Raw genomic sequence first — 18882 nt, forward strand, 5'->3', positions numbered from 1 at the left:
CATGAAAACGATTCAAAAAGACGTCATCATCATCGGAGCTGGTTTAACCGGACTCACGCTGGCATTTTATTTAAGAAAAGCCGGAAAATCGGTAGCGCTAATTGAAAAAGCCGCTCGTACAGGCGGAGTCATCCAGTCGCATACCGAAGAAGGATTTCTGTTTGAATCGGGGCCCAATACCGGGGTGCTTTCCTACCCCGAAGTGGTGGAATTGTTTGACGACCTGAATGGAAAAGCCCAACTCATCACAGCCGATCCCGAGGCCAAGCGCCGCCTGATCTGGAAAGGGAAACAATGGCATGCCATTCCCTCGGGCCCAATTTCTGCTATCACTACTCCTCTATTCACCTTTGGCGATAAAATTAGGGTGTTGGGTGAACCCTGGCGCAAAGCGGGCACCAATCCCATGGAAAACCTGTCGGATTTTGTGAAGCGCCGCCTGGGAAAAAGCTTTTTGGATTATGTGGTCGACCCCTTTGTTTCGGGCGTATATGCCGGCAACACAGACTACCTGATTCCCAAATATGCCCTGCCCAAACTCTACAATCTGGAACAGGAATACGGCAGCTTTATCAAAGGCAGCATGGCCAAGGCGAAGGAAAAGAAAAACAATCCACGCTTGCAGAAAGCCACCAAGGAAGTTTATTCCGCTGAAGGGGGCTTGCAACAACTCACCGATGCCATGACCGAATTGATCGGGCAGGAGAATTTCTGGCTGGAAGCCGATCAAACCAGCATCCAGCCCGCTGAGAAAGGCTACACCGTTCAAACCAGCTGTAAAGGAGAACCTTTCCTCTTCGAAGCCGGAAAGGTCGTCAGCACGGTTGGTGCCCATGCACTCAGTGCATTGCTGCCCTTTGTAGCCAAAGAAGCGCTGGAGCCCATCACCAAATTACAATATGCCAAAGTGGTTCAGGTGATTCTGGGCTACCGGAAATGGACGGGTACCAACATCAAAGCCTTTGGCGGATTGGTCCCCTCGAAGGAAAAGAAAAAAATACTGGGTGTACTGTTTACCTCGTCGTTTTTCAAGGGCCGGGCCCCCGAAGGCGGTGCCTTGCTGTCGGTGTTCCTGGGAGGCATCCGTCGTCCTGAGCAGATTGAAATGAGCGATGAAGCCCTTGTTGACATGTTGAAACAGGAGTTGCCCCCCATGATGGAATTGCCTGAGCTGAAGCCCGATCTGATCAAAATCTTCCGCTATCCCTATGCCATCCCACAATACGGGGCCGACTCAAAAGAGCGCTTCGAAAGCATTGATAGGCTTCAGGCTAATTATCCCGGATTGATTTTAGCCGGAGGTATCCGCAACGGCATTGGCATGGCCGACAGGATCAAACAGGCCAAAAGCATTGCTGATGAGCTGAGCGCATAATTCACATTGAGCTAAAGCCCCATATATTTTTGATTATCCAATCCGTTGGCTGAAGCCAACGGCAATTCAGAAGCCAACGGCAATTCATTGATATTTGCTAAAGCCAAGGGCAATTCAGAAGAGCAATTTATGAATTGCCGTCCGATTTATCGGACGGATAAAAATATCACATGGGCTTTAGCCCAATTCATCACATTTCATTAAATTGCATGATTTATTAATTGAAAACTAATAAATTATGTCATACACAAAAATCTATCTCCATTGTGTGTGGAGTACTAAAAACAGGGAGTGCATCATACCCCACTCTTTCAGGCCGGCTTTACTCAAGCATTTTAAAGAATATTGCCCATCAAAAGATATTTTCCTCGATTTTGTTAATGTTCATCTAGATCACGTCCATGCTTTAATAAGTTTAGGCAAACAGCAAAATATTGCAGAGGTGATGCATTTAATAAAAGGAGAAAGTGCACATTGGATCAATAAAACGAAAATGTTGCCAAGCCACTTCATGTGGCAAGATGATTATTATGCTGCCTCAGTAAGTTTCTCACATGTGAACAAGGTTCGGGATTATATCAAAAATCAGGATGAGCACCACAAAAAAATGACATGGGCCGAAGAGCTGGAGCGATTTCTGATAAAGAATGGTTTTGAAAGGGGTTTGGGCTAAAGCCCGACTCCTATTGTGTTAATGTTGTCCGTTGGCTGAAGCCAACGGCAATTCAGAAGCCAACGGCAATTCAGAAGCCAACGGCAATTCAGAAGCCAACGGCAATTCATTGTTATTTGCTAAAGCCAAGGGCAATTCAGAAGAGCAATTTTTGAATTGCCGTCCGATTTATGAATTGCCATCCGATTTATCGGACGGACTGTATGCAAAACAAAACACGGGCTTTTGCACAATTCATTTTCTATCTTCCCAAAAATCTACTCCTAATCATAAAAATCATTTCAACCTTTACCGCGCTGGCTTGTTTGTATGGTAATTGTAAAAAACCAAGTTTTCTTTTGATGTTGAAAAAATTCAAAGCCAAATGGAACATCGAATCCGACTGGCAACTGATTGTTATTTTTGTTGTTTTTTCGATTACCGGTAGTGCCGCCATGGTGGTACGTAAGCTGGTTTTTGGATGGATGGGCATTGGCCCCGACACCAGTCTCTGGATTAAAATCCCGCTTTACATTGCCATTCTGCTTCCGGCTTATCAGCTGCTGTTGCTGGTGATTGGCGGCCTACTGGGACAATTCCGCTTTTTCTACGAGTTTCAAAAGAAGAACTTCCGTTTCATGAACCGAAAAAGAGATTGACCATGCATACAACCAAAGTGGCAGCGCTTTACCGCGAACTCCAGCAGGAAGTACTGGAAATACTGGAAGCGGCCGACGGAAAGGCCCGTTTTGTGCAGGACGCATGGACCAAAGACATTGGCAGCGGACTCACCTGCGTGATGCAAAACGGGAACATCATTGAAAAAGCCGGAGTGAATTTTTCGCAGGTCGAAGGCCCCTACAGCGATCAAATGGCCCGTTTGCTGGGCGAAGGGAAAGATGCCAAACGCTATGCAGCCACCGGCATTTCGTCGATTCTGCACGCGGGAAATCCCTTTGTGCCCACCATTCACATGAACGTGCGCCACTTCAGCCTCGACGATGGTACCGAATGGTTTGGCGGCGGCATTGACCTTACGCCCACGTACGTGAATGTGGACGAGGCGAGAGCCTTTCACCTTGAGCTGAAAAGCATTTGCGACCGTTACGACAGCCGTTTTTATCCCGATTGGAAAGCCTGGGCCGACGACTACTTTTACCTGCCCCACCGCAACGAAACCCGGGGTGTGGGCGGTATTTTCTTCGATCGGATCAAACCGGGACAGGACATTGATTTTGAAAGCATGCTGCAACTGACGGCCGATTTAACCCGCGCTTATCCACGCATATACAGCCGGTTGATGAAGGCCAACGGATCGCGCACTTACACCGCCGAACAAAAACAGTGGCAGAAAATCCGACGAGGACGTTACGTGGAATACAACCTGATTTACGACCGTGGCACCAAATTCGGGCTCGAAAGTGGTGGCAATACTGAATCGATTTTGGTAAGTTTACCAGCCGAAGTGGAATTCCACTACAAACACCAGCCAATTCCAGGCAGCCCTGAGGCACAAAGCCTGAGCTGGCTGAGAAAAGGGCTTGACTGGACAGCAGAATCAAGTATAAAGACACAAGACTAAAGATGGAAGATGGAAGATGAAAGATGGAAAATGTAGGATGCTGAATGCGCTAAGTGAATTGAAAAACTGAATTTGGGTATCAGGTATCAGGTATCAGGTATCAGGTATCAAGACACAAGACTAAAGACTGAAGACAAATGAAAATAAGTAACGGTCAGGCTTATGAACTCAGGAACTCAATCCCAATGTCTTTTTTCCTTAATGACTTAATGACTATTGACTTTTTCCTTAATGACTATTGACTTTTTGACTCAATGACTACATTCTCGAAAACCGCCATTTTACTGGTAAACGTGGGTACGCCCGATGAACCGAAGGTGAAGGCCGTGCGTCGCTACCTGTTTCAGTTTTTGAACGACCGCCGGGTAATTGACCTCCCGTGGTTGCTCCAAAAAATCCTGGTGAACCTGATCATCGTCCCATTCAGGGCGCCCAAATCGACCAAGTTGTACCAGCGCCTTTGGACCAAAGACGGTTCGCCGCTTTTGTACCATTCGCTGCAATTGCAGGAAAAACTGCAGAAGAAACTGTCCGACAGGGCCGATGTGTTCGTTGCCATGCGCTATCAAAACCCGTCGATTCGCAAAGCCACCGAGGCCATCCGCAAGGCTGGCTACAAAAAGATTGTGGTTCTGCCCATGTTTCCGCAGTATGCCTCTTCGACCAACGGAACGGCCACCCAGGCGGTTTGGGACGAGCTGCGAAAATGGAACACCCTGCCCGATGTGGTAGCCATCAACCAGTTTTACGATCATCCGGCCTTTCTCGATGCTTTTGCTGAAAAAATAGCCTCGTACCAGCCCGCAACCTACGATCACCTTATTTTTACTTATCACGGGCTACCCAACCGGCAACTTGACAAAACGCATCCGGGCATTTCGCACAGCACCTGCACCTGCGAAACGGCCCTGCCCGAACATGGAAAACTTTGTTACAAAGCCACCTGCTACGAAACCACCCGCCAGCTGGTGAAGCGACTGGGGCTGAAGGAAGGCACCTATTCCACCTCGTTCCAGAGCCGCCTCGACAACAACTGGATGACGCCATTCACCGACAAAAACCTGATGGCACGTGCCGAAGCGGGTGCCACCAAAATGCTGGTTGCCGCCCCCAGTTTCGTGGCCGACTGCTTGGAAACCGTGGTGGAAATTGGTTTCGAATACAAGGAATTGTTCGTGGAAAAAGGAGGCAAAGAACTCACCATGGTCGAAAGCCTCAACTCCGACGATCGCTGGGTAGATGCACTGGCAGAAATTTTGGGCCCCAACCTGAATTAAAGGGTTTCAGGCTAAAGCATTCATGCCTACTCACAGGTATTTGGAGTGTATGCACAACAATAGCAGAACATTAAATAAAAAAAACGCAGCGGATCAACTGAAACAGTTTCCTCTGCGTTTTTCTTTTGCACTTAGCCAGGCAGCAGGTGCATCGAATATTGTTTATCGGCGAACCATCATTTTAATGACTGCCACCGACTGTCTGTTTTCAACGGCAAGCAGGTACATTCCGTTGTTCAGACCGGAAACATCGAGTTGTCGTGCATTAAAACCTGCCGAAGCATATTCATAGGGTGTGGTCAAAACGGTTCGACCGTTTAGATCACGCAGCACCAAACGGGTATCGGCGGCGGCGTTCAGTTCAAATTGCAGGGTGACCCTGTTTTGTGCAGGATTGGGGAAAAGCTGAAGCTCGCTGGCCATTTGAACCGCTGAAACACCCACTTTTACCTCTTCACCCAACAGTCCATTCAAATACAGCTCAAGCACGGTGGTGCCATCGCTAAGCAAGGTATTGCCATCGTCGGGATTGTTCTTATCGAACCCCTTTTCATCTTCCCAGGCGTCGGGCATGCCATCGTGATCGGTATCGGCAGGAGCTTCTTCCGAAAACAATTCAACCCAGCCTCCCACTTCTTCCTGGCTGTCGATAATGCCCTTGCCTGCTCCATAACTCCCTCCAAAAGTGGCAGTACCAGTGCGGGTCTCCTCAATGTAGCGGATGTCGAAGGTGTCCCGTTTGGGAAAATTACAGCCCACATTGGCCAAAACCGAATCGTAAGCTGCTTCGGCAGTTTGCGTTACAATGTTGCCGGTAGGAAAAGGAGTTTCGGCCTTCAGCTTGTCGAGGCTTACCTTGGCTCCCTGCACTCCACCATTCCAGTTATTGGCAGTAATGAGCGGGCTTCCATGTACATAGTTTCCTTCGATGAACCATTGACTCACCGGATTTTGTGTCGAGGCATCCGAAGGATTAATTATGCGGTAGCGCTTATCACTGCTTGTGGCAGGTCCATATTTATAATAGTTGTTCACCATGTTGTGATTTCCGCTTTCACCACCATAGGCACTGTTGAAACCCCAGTTGTAAATTACATTGTTTCTAAAATCGACAATTTCGGTTTCGGCTGTAGTCATATGATAACGTGCACCACAGAAACGCGGATTACGACTGGTATGATGCGCAATCAGGTTATGATGAAACGAAGCATTCATTCCACCCCAGATTCCTCCATAGCCATGATTTCCCTTTTCGTGCTGCGATTTGTACAAACTTTCGGCAATCAGACACCATTGCATGGTAAAATTCTCATTGTCGTAAAACGAAGCACACTCATCGACCGACCAGCTCATGGAACAATGATCGATGATGATGTTCTTCTTTCTCCGACCATTCATCGCATCGTCTTCAACGGCGGGTATTGTATCCCCCAGGCGGGTTCTGATATAACGTATGATTACATTGCTGGCATCGACTGTAAGTGTGTAGTTACGAAGGGTAATCCCGTCGCCGGGAGCTGTTTGTCCTGCAATGGTAAGATTACCGTTTTTGATGCTTAATTTGCTTTTTAACTCAATATTGCCCGACACCCTGAATACCACGGTACGCGCACCACTGGCACTGATGGCAGCACGCAAACTTCCTTCACCACTATCGTTCAGGTTGGTCACTTCAATTACGCGTCCACCGCGGCCGCCGGTAGTGTATGCACCATGTCCTTCGGCACTTGGGAAAGCCAAAGGTTGTGCCCCGGCAAGCAATACGCCGGCAAGCAGAAACAACAAAAGGCTGCCCTTTTTCAAGCACTTGTTCATTTTACTTTTTAAATGTTTGGTCATTATCTGAAATTTTCTGATTAAGTAAGAAACGAATTAACCAATTTTTCAGGAGAAAAAGGGGGCAATATTGACCAAACATAGCAGGCAAATGATCGCGGGGTACAATTCATTGCATTTATAAATAAGAAATGCGGCCAAGAAAATGCCCCACCAAATATTACAAGCTGACAGTCAGCCCCATAAACACATTGCGTGCCTGTCCGGGATAATAATAACGGGGAACACTGCCACCGAACGAAGGTGCATTTACAAGCACCATTGAAGCATAATTGACATTGAAAAGATTATTTACACCCGCAAAAAGTGCAATTTTGGCACGCTGCAGGCGAATAAAATCGTAAGCAATTTTTGCATCCACCAGCTGCCAGGCATCCGCTTGCTCTGTGTTGCCATCGTTCAACCACTGACTGCCGGTAAACCGATAGTGTACATTTGCTTTGAGGGAAGAAAAAGGCTGCCACGCCATTCCTGCATAAACCATTGCTGAAGGAATGCCCGGCAACACATTGCCCGCATAGTCATTTCCATCGTCAACAAAGTCGACAAAACGGTTTCGTCCCAAAGTCAGCGAGCCGTTCAGTTTCAGACTACCGGGAAACGTTTCCTGATCGAGCAGGCGGTATTCACTCTGGAACTCAAGCCCCGAATGATGGCTTCGTCCGGCATTGATCCCGGTAAACTGTTCTTCGGAAATGCGCTTGGTCAGCAACAAATCGCTCAGTACAATGTGGTAGGCACTCAGGTCGAAAAAAAGCCGGCGGCTTGAAAAACGAATTCCGGCATCGTACATCCAGCCTTGTTCGGGTTTCAACTCAGGATTCTTTTCACCATCGGGGAGCAGGGTTTCTTCGAGCGACGGCGCAGAAAATCCATGACCCGCCGAGCCATAAAGATGAAGCCTTTTTGCTACTTCGTAATTGAGTCCCAAACGGGGTGAAAGGATCAAGGGATAAGCATAACTCCCCTCCTGCCCCTCGCCCTGATAGGCATAGGAAATGCGATTGATATTTGCTCCGCCTGACAAATAAAGCCGATCGTTCAAGGTATAATTCATTAACAGTGACAGGTTGAGATAATTACGATTTTCGTCAATATCGTTCACCGTTTGTTCCTGATTGTTTTCAACACGATAGGTACGCCAATTGTATTGTTCGGTAAACAATTCAGTGCCCAGCACAAGGGCCAGATTTTTCCTGTGATAACGCAACTGGTTGCGAAGTCCGAAACGCTTGTTGTCATCGTCAAGGTCGTTGAAGGGACGTCGTTCAAAAGCCTTCGATCCACCGCCAAACAGCGTAGTGCGGTTCGAAAAGTTAGTTCCGATTGACTGATCAACAGTCAAGCCGGCCAGCCATTTTTGCTTTTCTTCGTACCCTCTAACAGCCAGCCAGTTGGAAGCCGCATTTTGCGGTGAATTGCGATACGTTTCAAAATCGAGCGAACTGGGAATCTGCCCATAATCGTTCAGTACCATCAGGGTCAGTTCTACCCTGGTGTTTTCATAGTTGCTCCCGGCAGTAATTAAGGCACTTTGCTTACTGTAGCGGTTGTTTTGCCGGTAACCGTCGGTGCGGGTATCGTGGTACGAAGCGCTCAGCTTTACTTTTCCAGGCGCAAAACCTGAAAATACATTCAGCCTTGAACTGTTAAACGAAGCCCGTTGGTAAGTCACTTTGCCCAAAGAACTGACATCGCCGGTGCTTAGTTTCAATGTTCCTCCCATGCCGGCACCATACAGTGCCGACGAGGGGCCTTTGATAATTTCCATTCGGGAAATCCGCTCAGGATCGATGTCCTCGATGCTGGTTACCCCGTTGCCATCGGTTAGCGGAATGTCGTTCAGATAAGCCCGGATGCGATTGGAAGAATAAGGCGTTCGGCTCCCAATGCCCCGTATTACCAGCCGGTTTGTGCTGTAAGTCCCACTTTGCATGTACACCCCGGGGATGCTGTTGAGCTGCGATGTTAACTGCAGATCGCCATGCCCCTCCAGAGAAGACTGACTGACCACATTGACACTGGCCGGAATTCTGCTGAGTTGACCCTTGAAAAGGGTAGCCGTCACTTCGATTTCCGAAATGCGTACGGTATCCTTCACCCCTTCACCCATCAACCAAACAGGTACGAATGAAACGATGAAAAAAGTAAGAAAGAAAAGTTTCAACATTAAAAAGGTGTTCTGTTTGCTTCGTTTATTCGTTTACAGGAATGAGCCGTACAATTTTTCCGGGTGTTTCAATGGCCACATAAATGTAGCCGTCGGGGCTCATTTTCACATTGCGTACACGTCCGATGTCTTCAACAAGCTGTTCTTTTTTCACTACTTTGTAGCCATCGAGTACCACCCTTTCAACATTTTTAAAACGAAGTGAACCAATCAGAATGTTGTGCTTCCATGCCGGATAACGATCGCCTGTAACGAAGGTCATTCCGCAGGGAGCTATCGAAGGATCCCAGTAAGTTACCGGCTGCTCCATACCTTCTTTCTCTGTGAGTTCGGTAAAAGTGGTGCCATCGTAGTTAATGCCGTACGAAATAACCGGCCATCCATAATTCAATCCGGGTTTGATCAGGTTGAGTTCGTCACCGCCGCGAGGTCCGTGTTCACTTTCCCATATTTCACCCGTTTCGGGGTGCATCACGTTTCCCTGCGGATTGCGGTGACCATAGCTGTAAATTGAAGGCATGGCACCAGGCTCGTTCACAAAAGGATTATCGTCCGGGATGGAACCGTCGTCGTGAATACGGTGAATTTTACCATTGTGGTTGCTCAGACTTTGCGGATTGAACTCGCGGTACCCACGGTCGCCAATTCCAAAATAAAGGTAGCCTTCGCGGTCGAATACCAGTTTGCAACCAAAGTGGTGTGCCTTGTTGGTGTCGGGTTCTCCGTTGAATATTTTTTCAACATCCACCAGCCGGTTCCCGTCAAGGCGGGCACGGATAATGGAGGTATTTCCGCCTTCCTCACCCGCTTCGTCGGCCACGTCGGAAAAGGCAATGTACAGCCAGCCATTTTCACGATAGTCGGGGTGCAACTGAAGGTCGAGCAAACCGCCCTGCCCTTTTGCAAAGATGGGAGGCAAACCGGCAATTTCGATCAGCTCGTTGTTGGTAAAACGGTAAAGTATGCCCGATCGTTCCGAAATGAGCAGGTCGCCATTGGGCAGGAACTCAAGGCCCCAGGGAATATTCAGTCCGCTCACCACGGTATCGACCACATATTTCAAATCGTCCGATTCGTGAATCTGCGGGGCGTTGGCAATCAGGTCTTCGGTCTGGTTCTCGGGGATTCCCTTTTTTACATATTCGGCCAGGGCCTCAATTTCGGCCTCACTGAAGGTTTTCTTAAAGGCTGGCATGCCCATGTCGGGCCGTCCGTCTACGATTGATGAAACAATTGCTTCGTTCGAATTGCCATACATCCATTCCTTCTTTTCAAATTTTTCGAGTTGAATACCATGACAACCGGCACAGTAGTTTTGATAATTGGCTGCAGCACTATTTTCATCCGATCCGTTTTGGCTCGACGAATGGTTGCACGAAAACAGCAAAAAAGAAAATGCCGTTAGCAACAAAGGCAGCATAAATTTTGTAAAAACAGGAGTTCTCATAACACAGCACTTAAGTTTTTTAAGATTGAACATAAAATAAACAAGCAGCATTCGATGATGTTTAAAATGATCTGTTATTCTCTTGTTAAACATTCGTGGAATGTGCCCGCCTTTTGGGCAAAGTTTGGCAAAGTATTTGTGTTAAACACCAAATCAGAACAGCAACTAAAAAATGATGTTATGCAATTCAGAATACTTACTTTATTGATACTCCTTTTTACACTGACTGCAGCACCTGCTCAGAAAGCCCTTGCTTTCGCACAGCAGGATGAATTAAAGCAAAAGCTGAATATTTATCCCAATCCGGCCAACAACAAAGCGAGCGTTCGTTTTGAGCTGGAGAATCCTTCGGAAGTAGTCGTTGAATTTTTCGATTTGAGTGGGAAAAAGGTGAAGGTGATCAAAAAGGAAATCAACGAAGCAGGAAAGCAGAAACTTGATTTCGAAGTAAATGAATTAAACGAAGGTGTTTACCTGTGCAAAATCATCACTGCCGAATGGGTAAAGGCCGAACGATTTTTAATAAGGCGCTAATTTTCCATAAACACAAACATTATTGCACGAAGGCCCGGAATTTCCGGGCTTTTTTATTGCTACATGCCTTCTGGCGCCGAATCCTTTTTTTTCTAACTTTGCAGCTTACCAATATGAAAACAAATGTCAGTTCATAAAGAAATACGGAAAGTAACCACCCATGTTCTTTCTGAAATGAAATTACGCGGGGAAAAGATTTCGATGTTAACCGCCTATGATTTCAGTCTTGCCTACCTGGTCGATCAGGCCGGAGTGGACGTGATTCTGGTGGGCGATTCGGCTTCGAATGTGATGGCCGGCAACGAAACCACCCTTCCCATCACACTCGATCAGATGATTTACCATGGCAAATCGGTTGTTAAAGCCACCAAACGTGCGCTGGTAGTAGTCGATCTGCCTTTCGGAACCTATCAGGGCAACTCGAAGGAAGCGCTGCATTCGGCCATTCGCATCATGAAAGAAACCCATGCCGATGCCGTAAAAATGGAAGGCGGAAAAGAAGTCATTGAATCGGTCAACCGCATACTTTCAGCAGGCATCCCGGTGATGGGGCACCTTGGACTGATGCCGCAGTCGATCCACAAATACGGCACCTATGTGGTGCGTGCCAAGGAAGACGAAGAAGCCAAAAAACTGATCAGCGATGCCAAACTGCTGGAAGAAGCCGGTTGCTTTGGCCTTGTGCTGGAAAAAATTCCGGCCAGTTTGGGTGAAAAAGTGGCCACCGATCTGAAAATTCCGGTCATCGGGATTGGTGCCGGAGGCGATGTCGACGGCCAGGTACTGGTGTTGCACGACATGCTGGGAATAACCCAGGAATTTTCGCCCCGCTTTTTACGCCGCTACCACAACCTGGCTGCTGAAATCAAAGGAGCAGTGGGAGCCTACGTCGATGATGTGAAATCGAGAGATTTTCCCAACGAGAAAGAACAGTATTAGAAAGAATTGAGTCATTAGGAAATAGTCGCAATTAGGGAGTTGGCTCAATACAGCTTCATGAAATTTAAAGCATTTTACACAAGCAATATTCATACGTTGAAACAAAAAAGCCGCAGAAATGAAAATTCTGCGGCTTTTTTGTTTCACCTCACTTCTATTTAGAAGATATGATAAGTGAACGAAAGTGTCAGGCTTTGGCCAAATTCATGGGCTGTTTGATCGATGTTGTAACGATGATTATACGGATTGTAAAGGACTGAAAACGCTCCGTTGAAACGCAGGCGGTCCGACAGGTAATAGTAGCCCGAAAGGCCAAGGCTTGCATTGACATTAAAACCAGCCTCATCATGCTTATGCAGCTCATAAAGTTCAACTTCGGCACCTGCATTTGCCGATAAATAAGTCCGTGTATCGGGGTAATATCCGATTGTATATCTGGCTGAACCCCTCATGGTTCCCTCGTTTGTTTCAGTATAATCGTATTCCTCGTCCTCGTTTTGAATATTATCGTACTGGCTCCAGGCCCGGTTGTATTCTGCAAAAGCATTGATGGTCGACTGCCATTTGATAGAGATCGGATTTTGATAAACATAATCGAGCCTGAGCGCCAGCACTTCGTCAAAATCCCGATAGGCATAGTCAAATTGCTGCTCTTTCTGACGCTTCAATGAATTGATTGAAAACCTTGGATTAAGCGAAAGCAACAGCCGCGATCCTGATGTTCGGTTGGCCATGCCGGCATAAAAATGGTAATCGGCTATGGTGTTAAATGTTTCCACAGAGACATCATCGATGATACCTTCTTCCATTAATAAGGCGGTCAGTTCACGCATCACCATTCGCCGGTAAATTCGGGAGTCGAAATAACGCTGTTCATTCAAACGAATGATTTTGTCGGCCAGTAAAGTAACTTCGCTTTCGCTGATGCTTTTTAAGGTATTGCCTGTTTTCTGCAATTCATCCAGAATATATATTGCTTCAACAGCCCCGCCAATGTGTTCAAGCCGTCCGATACCAAAGCCCAGCTCCAAAGCTGCACTCAGTGGCTGCATAAAACCCGATCTGCGTTGATCTAAGGTTTCTGCAATCATTTCACCATTGGACTCTTGCATGTTCTCCTGGTAGTTAGAATAGTCGCTGCTAATCAAATTGAAATTGCCGCCATAATGTACGAAAGCCTTTCTTTCATTTCGAAGGTAATTGTTGTTGAAATACGAAAAATAAAGCGCACTGGTAAAGCCCTGACTTTTTGAAAGCACATCCTGCGTTTCATCCTGATAATTTCTGTTCCTATTTGAAAAAGACTCAGCTACAGCAAGCTGGCTACTTAACGTTTCAATCTTCTCCCGACTGAACCAAACTTTACGATAAGCGGCATGAAGATTAAAATTGAAATTAAACGAAGTATCCGACAATGGGTTTCCATTGAATTGGTTGGCATAGTCATTTGCGTTGAAAGCTTCCCTAAGGTCAGCATCGAGATCAAGTTGTGCCCTTGAATAATCGGGTGTTTGGTACTTTTTCAGATCAAATGCTATTTCCTGTGCCTTGGTATTTATAACAACACCGCACAAAAGTACAAGCATAAAAATACAGGCTCTCATGTTACAGAAGATTAAATGATTAGTGTTTAATAAAAGGGGAACACATCCATTCGAAATACTAAATGAAGTAAATGTATTCAAAACATACTACGTATCAACCGATCGATTATTAACGCTTTTTGATAAAACAAACACCGTACCAAAATAAACATAATCTTTATTCAATTAGTAATATTCAAGTGTGTGGCAAGCCTGAGTATCATTCCTAAATATAGCTGTGGCTGAAAAACGAAAGGTACTGAAGGCAAATAAGGTTTTAAAAGTCATTGTGTGTTTTCATGTCTCCATGAATAGTCATTAGAAAAAAGTCATTGGTGAGTGATATGCACTGAATACCGGATCGGGAAAGCTTATCCGCAAAAGGTTCAAAAAACAAGCAATGGCAAGCGGAAATAAATACTATCAGCTACAGCAGCTTAGCCCGGGTAGCAAGCCTGCCCAAAACGAAACTTCATTTCAACCGGCTGCTTTTATGCAGCAATGTTTAACTTTGCCAAAAATGTTGAAAACATGCAGGTACTATACGAGGACAACCACATCATTGCCATTAACAAAAGCGGAAACGACCTGGTACAGGGCGACAAAACCGGCGACACGCCCCTGAGCGAGCTGGTTAAGGCGTACATCAAGGAGAAATACAACAAGCCGGGGGCTGTATTTCTGGGGGTTACCCACCGGCTCGACCGCCCCACCAGCGGGGTGTTGTTATTTGCCCGCACCAGCAAGGCTTTGACCCGTTTGAACGGGATGTTTCAGCAGAAAGAAGCCATCCGAAAAATATACTGGGCCGTGGTGGAGCAGCGTCCCGAAACCAACCAGGCCACATTACAGCACTGGATGGTACGCAATAGTAAACAAAACAAGTCGTATGCCTCCGACCTTGAAAAACCCGACAGCAAACTGGCTGTTTTAAACTACCGCTACCTGGGCAGCTCCGATCGCTATCACCTGCTTGAAATTGAACTGATCACCGGGCGGCACCACCAGATAAGGGCCCAGCTGGCGGCCATTGGATGTACGATTAAGGGAGATCTCAAATACGGAGCAAGCCGCTCCAACCCGGGAGGAAGCATTCACCTGCACGCATGCAGCATCGAACTGATTCATCCGGTAACAAAAAACAAGCTGCAAATTACGGCGCCTGTGCCCGACGATCCGCTTTGGAAATTTTTTGAAGCCAACTTTTCCTGAATTGTCGAGTGAAAATGCCTTCTTTAAAGATCGTCCTTTCCGAAGCTCAGTGGTAAGAGGTTGGTAATTCCGTCGATGATGTTGATTCCGTTTTTCCCGTCGAGCAGCAGCCTGATAGGATGCTCAAAACGCAGCTCAGCTTCCAGAATGGCCTGACGGCATGAGCCACAGGGCTTTACCGGTCCTTCCACCTGCCCCTTGCTGTTAAAGGCCGAAATGGCAATGGTTTTCACCTTCGACTGGGGATAATTGGCATTGGCTGCAAACAGGGCTACCCGCTCGGCACACAAACCCGAAGGATAGGCTGCATTTTCCTGATTGTTTCCGGTTACAATTTTACCATTCGACAGTTCAACCACTGCACCCACCAGAAAACCCGAATAAGGAGCCCAGGCATTGTTGGCCACTTCGCGTGCCTTAGCAAGCAGGTAGGCATCATCGTTCGACAATTCATCGATCGATGAAGCCCTTTGATAAGTGATTTCTATTTTATGAAGTTCCATAGTGTACTGTTTTATCGTTCGCTGCGTTGATGCAGAACGCACCTTTCAATTTTTCTTATCGCGTGTTGGCAGGGTGAACCGATGTCCAAGCCCCACATTAGCATCATTCAAAAGTACAACTTTTTTATAGTTATCAACATTTCCCGATGCAGCATGGCATTTTTTTTAAATTTGTTGCCAACAAGCTTGTACAGTACATACTAGTTTAAAGCATTTTTTGTTTATTTATTGAACAACAAATACGAAATATGAAGCAGGTAATACTGATCACCGTTCCCGTTTTATTGATGATTACACTTTTCGCCAACTCACAAACCAAGATGTCGCGAAAAGAATACATCGACACCTACAAAACCATCGCCATACGCGAAATGCACCGAAGCGGCATTCCCGCCAGCATCACCATGGCCCAGGGCTGCCTCGAGTCGGGAAACGGGAACAGTGCACTTGCCCGTAAATCGAACAACCACTTTGGCATAAAGTGCCGGAACGACTGGAAGGGAGCGCGTGTTTATCACCACGACGACAAGCTGAATGAGTGTTTCCGCAAGTACCGCACGGTGGAAGAATCGTACATCGACCACACCGATTTTCTGGTGCAAAATACCCGTTACGGAGCGCTTTTCAGCCTAAGCCACACCGACTATGTAGCATGGGCTAAGGGCCTGAAAGCAGCAGGCTATGCCACCGACCCCAAATATGCCGAACGACTGATTAAAATAATCAAAGACGAACAACTGCACCTGCTCGATGATATCAGCATCGATCAGCTGGCCGAAAGTTACGATACCACAATCACCCGCAACGACGAACTTCCGTTTGCAGGTGCCCGCGATAAAGTAATTAAAAGCATCGAAAGCATCCGGCTCAATCCATTTGCCGACAGGGAAATAAAAAACATCAACGGACTCGATGCCATCACTGCCCGGGCCGACGACACTTACGAAAGCATTGCCCGGGAATTTGAATTGAAAAACTGGGAAGTGCATCACTACAACGATCTTAATCGTGATGAGGTACAACCCAAAGTAAATGAGATTGTTTATCTCGAAAGGAAGCGCTACAATGCCCCCAAAGGCTACGACTTTCATGTGGCAAAGCCGGGGGAAAGCATGTGGAGTATTTCACAAAAATACGGAATGAAACTCAGCAGACTTTACCGCCTCAACCGGATGGAAAAGAATGAACAGGTAAAAACCGGCACCCGGCTTTACCTGCGTCGTAAAAAGCCCAAAGAGTAAAGCTGTTTATTGGCCAAAAGCCTTGTAGTTGGTTATCTGCTGAAAGCCACGAAGAAAATCTTCAGTCTTCATTCGTTTTTTCCCGGCCAGCTGTACTTCTTTAAGCGAAATAAAACCATCGGCGGCTGCAATTTTTAAATCGCCTTTTAAATCGCTTTCAATACGGCCAGGTTCAGGGTGCTCGCTGGTGTTTTCGATTTCAACCTTGTAAATTTTCATGCTGGTTTCTTTCCCTTCTCCATCGGTAAGCCGGGTCCAGGCTGCGGGATACGGACTGAGTCCGCGTACAAGGTTCTTAATTTGAAGACAAGTGCAGTTCCAGTTGATCAGGCAATCGTCTTTGAATATTTTTGGTGCAGGGGTGGGCACTTGTCCCTGTGCAATGAGTTCTTCCTGAGCTTTCATTTCAAGCTTTCCTCCGGCCAGGGCATCCACCGTGCGAACAACAAGGCGGGCGCCAACGTCCATGAGTTGGTCGTGCAGCACTTCCACATTGTCATCGGGGCCAATTTCGACCTTTTCCTGGAAGATGATGTTGCCTGTATCAATTTCGTGTTGCAGTTTGAAGGTAGTCACGCCCGACTCCTTTTCCCCCTTAATGATGGCCCAGTTGAGCGGTGCGGCACCACGGTATTTGGGCAGCAGTGAGGCATGAAGGTTAAAGGTTCCCAGGCGGGGCATGTCCCACACCATTTCGGGGAGCATACGAAAGGCCACCACCACCTGCAAGTCGGCTTTCAATGCAGCCAAAGCTTCAATAAAAGCCGGATCTTTAAGTTTTTCGGGCTGAAGAACAGGCAGACCCTTTTCATCGGCATAACGTTTCACAGCCGACTGGTTCACCTTTTGTCCTCTGCCGGCCGGTTTGTCTGCGGCTGTAACTACCCCAACCACCTGATAGCCTTCGTCGACCAGCTTTTTCAAACTGGCCACCGCAAAGTCGGGTGTTCCCATAAAAACGATCCGTAGTGCTTTTCCATCCATTGTTTTCGGTTTTTCGACAAAGATAAAAGGTTGAAATCAAAGATAGGTCTATTTGTTGCGAAGATTGGTATTCCCTTTCACAGCCCTTGGCTGATAGGGACAATGCATGCAGCCGTTTCCGCAACACCATCCCCTTTCTTTCAGGTATTTTTCGGTCATGATCCGGTATCCCTGCTTACTCATGTAATAATCCACCCCTTCAACCAGTTCGTCCTGGTAGCCATAATCGTCTAAATAAAAAGTCATAGAATTGTTTCAATTTTTTCTGCCAGTTAAACAGCTTAAGCACATAATGGTTTAAAACATCCTGTAAACTCCAACAGTACACAACATTTACAGCTAACTGTCATCTGCCCTCTGCCATATAGCTCTCCTGCTGCACCTTATCGCTTTGTTAATAAAACGCCTTCAAAAAATTCATTTAGCTGATGAATTCCCTTATTTTTGCCTGCTTAAAATAAGATGATCGACAATGCAAACATGGTATGAATGTAAGGTTAAATACCTTAAAATTGATCAAAGTGGTCACGAACGCAAGATAAACGACAATTATCTGCTCGACGCGGTTTCGTTTACCGATGCCGAAACCCGTATTTATCAGCAAATGAACCAGCTCACCAACGGCGAGTTTCAGGTACAAAACATAAAGAAATCGAACATTTCGGAAGTCATTCCAAGTGAAACAGGCGAATGGTGGTACAAGGCAAAAATCAACCTGATTACCATCGATGAAGAAGCCGGGAAGGAAAAGAAAGTGACCAACTACATTCTGGTCATGGCCGACGACATCAACCACGCACTGAAACGGGTCGAGGAAGGTTTGTCGTACATGCTGGTGCCCTACGTGGTCACTTCGATTCAGCTGAGTACCATTGCCGAAGTATTTCCCTACGACTCAGAACTCGAACCGAAAGAGATAAAACGCCAGCCGGCTCCTGTTGAAGAAGAAGAAATTGCACCTCCGGGAGAACTGGAAGATCCTGAAGAAGAAGAATTCCTGTCCGACGAAGAGGAAGACGAAAACGAAGAAACACAGGAACAATAAGCTTACCCATAAATTTAAAAAGGCACCTGATGCGCTTGCATGCGGTGCCTTTTCAAAGCAAACCAACGACCTATGATCGGTCGTTTTTTATTTTCGTTACGATGGGAATTTCCAGATTCCATCGTTGGTCATCCAGGGCTCAATGCTGAGCGACGCTTCCAGATCATCGGCCATGGCTCCCTCGTCGAACTGCCAGAGTGCATCGTCGGTCATCCACGACTCAATATTCATGGGTGCTTCTTCAACTTTCGATGTGGCCAGTAAGGCTTCGGAAAGCTCACTTTTAGCAATTTTTTGGTAGCGGGCAGCAAGCAATACAAAAAGAACCAGCAGGGTTGAAAGGGCAATTTTTAAATTAACAGGTGTTTTCATAACTATTTATTTAAAAGCAAGGTAAAATGTTGTGTTGTGTTTTCAGTTATTAAGACGCTTTCGATGATGATTTGTTACACTACAATTCCTCTCAACTGACCAACAACGGCTATCTGTCGATCAACAAGCG

Annotated in this window: 19 protein-coding genes; 11 read left to right on the forward strand and 8 right to left on the reverse strand. The window is 46.6% G+C overall.

Translation table 11 applies throughout. The features are described from left to right. Nucleotide 1 precedes the first annotated feature (1 nt). The 6 genes from hemG to hemH all read left to right on the forward strand — a co-directional run bounded on the left by hemG (nucleotide 2) and on the right by hemH (nucleotide 4886). On the forward strand, nucleotides 2–1375 hold the full coding sequence (gene hemG, locus FHS86_RS05570) for a protoporphyrinogen oxidase (RefSeq protein ID WP_429411979.1): 1374 nt from the start codon (nucleotides 2–4) through the stop codon (nucleotides 1373–1375). A gap of 238 nt (nucleotides 1376–1613) precedes the next feature. Beyond that, nucleotides 1614–2048, forward strand: a complete 435-nt coding sequence (tnpA, locus tag FHS86_RS05575) for an IS200/IS605 family transposase (RefSeq protein ID WP_429411980.1) — start codon at nucleotides 1614–1616, stop codon at nucleotides 2046–2048. Nucleotides 2049–2079: 31 nt separating this feature from the next. Further along, the gene (locus tag FHS86_RS05580; protein ID WP_429411981.1) at nucleotides 2080–2364 is read left to right on the forward strand and encodes a hypothetical protein; all 285 of its coding nucleotides are present in this window, start codon (nucleotides 2080–2082) and stop codon (nucleotides 2362–2364) included. A gap of 25 nt (nucleotides 2365–2389) precedes the next feature. Beyond that, a complete protein-coding gene (locus FHS86_RS05585; RefSeq protein WP_429411982.1) occupies nucleotides 2390–2686 on the forward strand; it encodes a DUF6787 family protein in 297 nt (98 codons plus the stop codon). 2 nt (nucleotides 2687–2688) lie between these two features. Continuing rightward, nucleotides 2689–3609, forward strand: a complete 921-nt coding sequence (gene hemF, locus FHS86_RS05590; RefSeq protein ID WP_429411983.1) for an oxygen-dependent coproporphyrinogen oxidase — start codon at nucleotides 2689–2691, stop codon at nucleotides 3607–3609. Between the two features lie 254 nt (nucleotides 3610–3863). Next, nucleotides 3864–4886: a ferrochelatase gene (gene hemH / locus FHS86_RS05595; protein WP_429411984.1), complete on the forward strand. Its 1023-nt coding sequence runs from the start codon at nucleotides 3864–3866 to the stop codon at nucleotides 4884–4886. Between the two features lie 162 nt (nucleotides 4887–5048). Here hemH and FHS86_RS05600 read toward each other — a convergent pair whose 3' ends face one another. The 3 genes from FHS86_RS05600 to FHS86_RS05610 form a co-directional block, all read right to left on the reverse strand. Beyond that, nucleotides 5049–6701, reverse strand: coding sequence for a T9SS type A sorting domain-containing protein (locus FHS86_RS05600; protein WP_429411985.1), 1653 nt, complete (start codon nucleotides 6699–6701; stop codon nucleotides 5049–5051). Between the two features lie 181 nt (nucleotides 6702–6882). Continuing rightward, complete coding sequence (locus FHS86_RS05605; RefSeq protein WP_429411986.1) at nucleotides 6883–8892, reverse strand: TonB-dependent receptor; 2010 nt, start codon at nucleotides 8890–8892, stop codon at nucleotides 6883–6885. A gap of 25 nt (nucleotides 8893–8917) precedes the next feature. Then, a complete protein-coding gene (locus FHS86_RS05610) occupies nucleotides 8918–10339 on the reverse strand; it encodes a PQQ-dependent sugar dehydrogenase (RefSeq protein WP_429411987.1) in 1422 nt (473 codons plus the stop codon). A 180-nt stretch (nucleotides 10340–10519) separates the two neighbouring features. Between FHS86_RS05610 and FHS86_RS05615 the strand changes: the two genes are divergently transcribed. Next, nucleotides 10520–10873 carry a T9SS type A sorting domain-containing protein gene (locus tag FHS86_RS05615; RefSeq protein ID WP_429411989.1) on the forward strand — a complete coding sequence of 118 codons (354 nt, stop codon included), beginning with the start codon at nucleotides 10520–10522 and terminating at the stop codon, nucleotides 10871–10873. Nucleotides 10874–10996: 123 nt separating this feature from the next. Next, nucleotides 10997–11812, forward strand: coding sequence for a 3-methyl-2-oxobutanoate hydroxymethyltransferase (panB, locus tag FHS86_RS05620; RefSeq protein ID WP_429411990.1), 816 nt, complete (start codon nucleotides 10997–10999; stop codon nucleotides 11810–11812). Between the two features lie 158 nt (nucleotides 11813–11970). Here panB and FHS86_RS05625 read toward each other — a convergent pair whose 3' ends face one another. Next, nucleotides 11971–13416: a hypothetical protein gene (locus FHS86_RS05625; RefSeq protein ID WP_429411991.1), complete on the reverse strand. Its 1446-nt coding sequence runs from the start codon at nucleotides 13414–13416 to the stop codon at nucleotides 11971–11973. A gap of 510 nt (nucleotides 13417–13926) precedes the next feature. On the opposite strand from FHS86_RS05625, the gene FHS86_RS05630 reads away from it, so the two are divergent. Further along, nucleotides 13927–14607, forward strand: a complete 681-nt coding sequence (locus tag FHS86_RS05630; protein WP_429411992.1) for an RluA family pseudouridine synthase — start codon at nucleotides 13927–13929, stop codon at nucleotides 14605–14607. Between the two features lie 23 nt (nucleotides 14608–14630). On the opposite strand, the gene FHS86_RS05635 is transcribed toward FHS86_RS05630, so the two are convergent. Then, nucleotides 14631–15110, reverse strand: coding sequence for a cytidine deaminase (locus FHS86_RS05635; protein ID WP_429411993.1), 480 nt, complete (start codon nucleotides 15108–15110; stop codon nucleotides 14631–14633). Between the two features lie 248 nt (nucleotides 15111–15358). Between FHS86_RS05635 and FHS86_RS05640 the strand changes: the two genes are divergently transcribed. Continuing rightward, a complete protein-coding gene (locus FHS86_RS05640; RefSeq protein WP_429411994.1) occupies nucleotides 15359–16351 on the forward strand; it encodes a glucosaminidase domain-containing protein in 993 nt (330 codons plus the stop codon). A 6-nt stretch (nucleotides 16352–16357) separates the two neighbouring features. On the opposite strand, the gene fmt is transcribed toward FHS86_RS05640, so the two are convergent. Together fmt and FHS86_RS05650 are read right to left on the reverse strand one after the other, a co-directional pair. Further along, on the reverse strand, nucleotides 16358–17335 hold the full coding sequence (fmt, locus tag FHS86_RS05645; RefSeq protein WP_429411995.1) for a methionyl-tRNA formyltransferase: 978 nt from the start codon (nucleotides 17333–17335) through the stop codon (nucleotides 16358–16360). Between the two features lie 48 nt (nucleotides 17336–17383). Beyond that, entirely contained in the window at nucleotides 17384–17581 is a 198-nt protein-coding gene (locus FHS86_RS05650; RefSeq protein WP_429411996.1) for a DUF5522 domain-containing protein, read from the reverse strand. A gap of 226 nt (nucleotides 17582–17807) precedes the next feature. Between FHS86_RS05650 and FHS86_RS05655 the strand changes: the two genes are divergently transcribed. Beyond that, nucleotides 17808–18380 (forward strand): DUF4494 domain-containing protein, encoded by a 573-nt coding sequence (locus FHS86_RS05655; RefSeq protein WP_429411997.1) that lies wholly within the window; start codon nucleotides 17808–17810, stop codon nucleotides 18378–18380. A 96-nt stretch (nucleotides 18381–18476) separates the two neighbouring features. Here the strand turns inward: FHS86_RS05655 and FHS86_RS05660 are convergent, their stop codons facing one another. Further along, complete coding sequence (locus FHS86_RS05660) at nucleotides 18477–18752, reverse strand: hypothetical protein (RefSeq protein WP_429411998.1); 276 nt, start codon at nucleotides 18750–18752, stop codon at nucleotides 18477–18479. Between the last annotated feature and the right edge of the window lie 130 nt (nucleotides 18753–18882).

It is taken from the genome of Roseimarinus sediminis (assembly GCF_050433125.1).
Taxonomy (GTDB): domain Bacteria; phylum Bacteroidota; class Bacteroidia; order Bacteroidales; family Prolixibacteraceae; genus Roseimarinus; species Roseimarinus sediminis.

Coding starts and splice junctions, on each gene's coding strand:
- FHS86_RS05615 (WP_429411989.1), top strand. CDS start 10,520: ATGCAATTCAGAATACTTACTTTATTGATACTCCTTTTTACACTGACT.
- FHS86_RS05635 (WP_429411993.1), bottom strand. CDS start 15,110: ATGGAACTTCATAAAATAGAAATCACTTATCAAAGGGCTTCATCGATC.
- FHS86_RS05650 (WP_429411996.1), bottom strand. CDS start 17,581: ATGACTTTTTATTTAGACGATTATGGCTACCAGGACGAACTGGTTGAA.
- hemF (WP_429411983.1), top strand. CDS start 2,689: ATGCATACAACCAAAGTGGCAGCGCTTTACCGCGAACTCCAGCAGGAA.
- panB (WP_429411990.1), top strand. CDS start 10,997: ATGTCAGTTCATAAAGAAATACGGAAAGTAACCACCCATGTTCTTTCT.
- FHS86_RS05605 (WP_429411986.1), bottom strand. CDS start 8,892: ATGTTGAAACTTTTCTTTCTTACTTTTTTCATCGTTTCATTCGTACCT.
- FHS86_RS05600 (WP_429411985.1), bottom strand. CDS start 6,701: ATGAACAAGTGCTTGAAAAAGGGCAGCCTTTTGTTGTTTCTGCTTGCC.
- hemG (WP_429411979.1), top strand. CDS start 2: ATGAAAACGATTCAAAAAGACGTCATCATCATCGGAGCTGGTTTAACC.
- tnpA (WP_429411980.1), top strand. CDS start 1,614: ATGTCATACACAAAAATCTATCTCCATTGTGTGTGGAGTACTAAAAAC.
- FHS86_RS05640 (WP_429411994.1), top strand. CDS start 15,359: ATGAAGCAGGTAATACTGATCACCGTTCCCGTTTTATTGATGATTACA.
- hemH (WP_429411984.1), top strand. CDS start 3,864: ATGACTACATTCTCGAAAACCGCCATTTTACTGGTAAACGTGGGTACG.
- FHS86_RS05630 (WP_429411992.1), top strand. CDS start 13,927: ATGCAGGTACTATACGAGGACAACCACATCATTGCCATTAACAAAAGC.
- FHS86_RS05585 (WP_429411982.1), top strand. CDS start 2,390: ATGTTGAAAAAATTCAAAGCCAAATGGAACATCGAATCCGACTGGCAA.
- fmt (WP_429411995.1), bottom strand. CDS start 17,335: ATGGATGGAAAAGCACTACGGATCGTTTTTATGGGAACACCCGACTTT.
- FHS86_RS05655 (WP_429411997.1), top strand. CDS start 17,808: ATGCAAACATGGTATGAATGTAAGGTTAAATACCTTAAAATTGATCAA.
- FHS86_RS05610 (WP_429411987.1), bottom strand. CDS start 10,339: ATGAGAACTCCTGTTTTTACAAAATTTATGCTGCCTTTGTTGCTAACG.
- FHS86_RS05625 (WP_429411991.1), bottom strand. CDS start 13,416: ATGAGAGCCTGTATTTTTATGCTTGTACTTTTGTGCGGTGTTGTTATA.
- FHS86_RS05660 (WP_429411998.1), bottom strand. CDS start 18,752: ATGAAAACACCTGTTAATTTAAAAATTGCCCTTTCAACCCTGCTGGTT.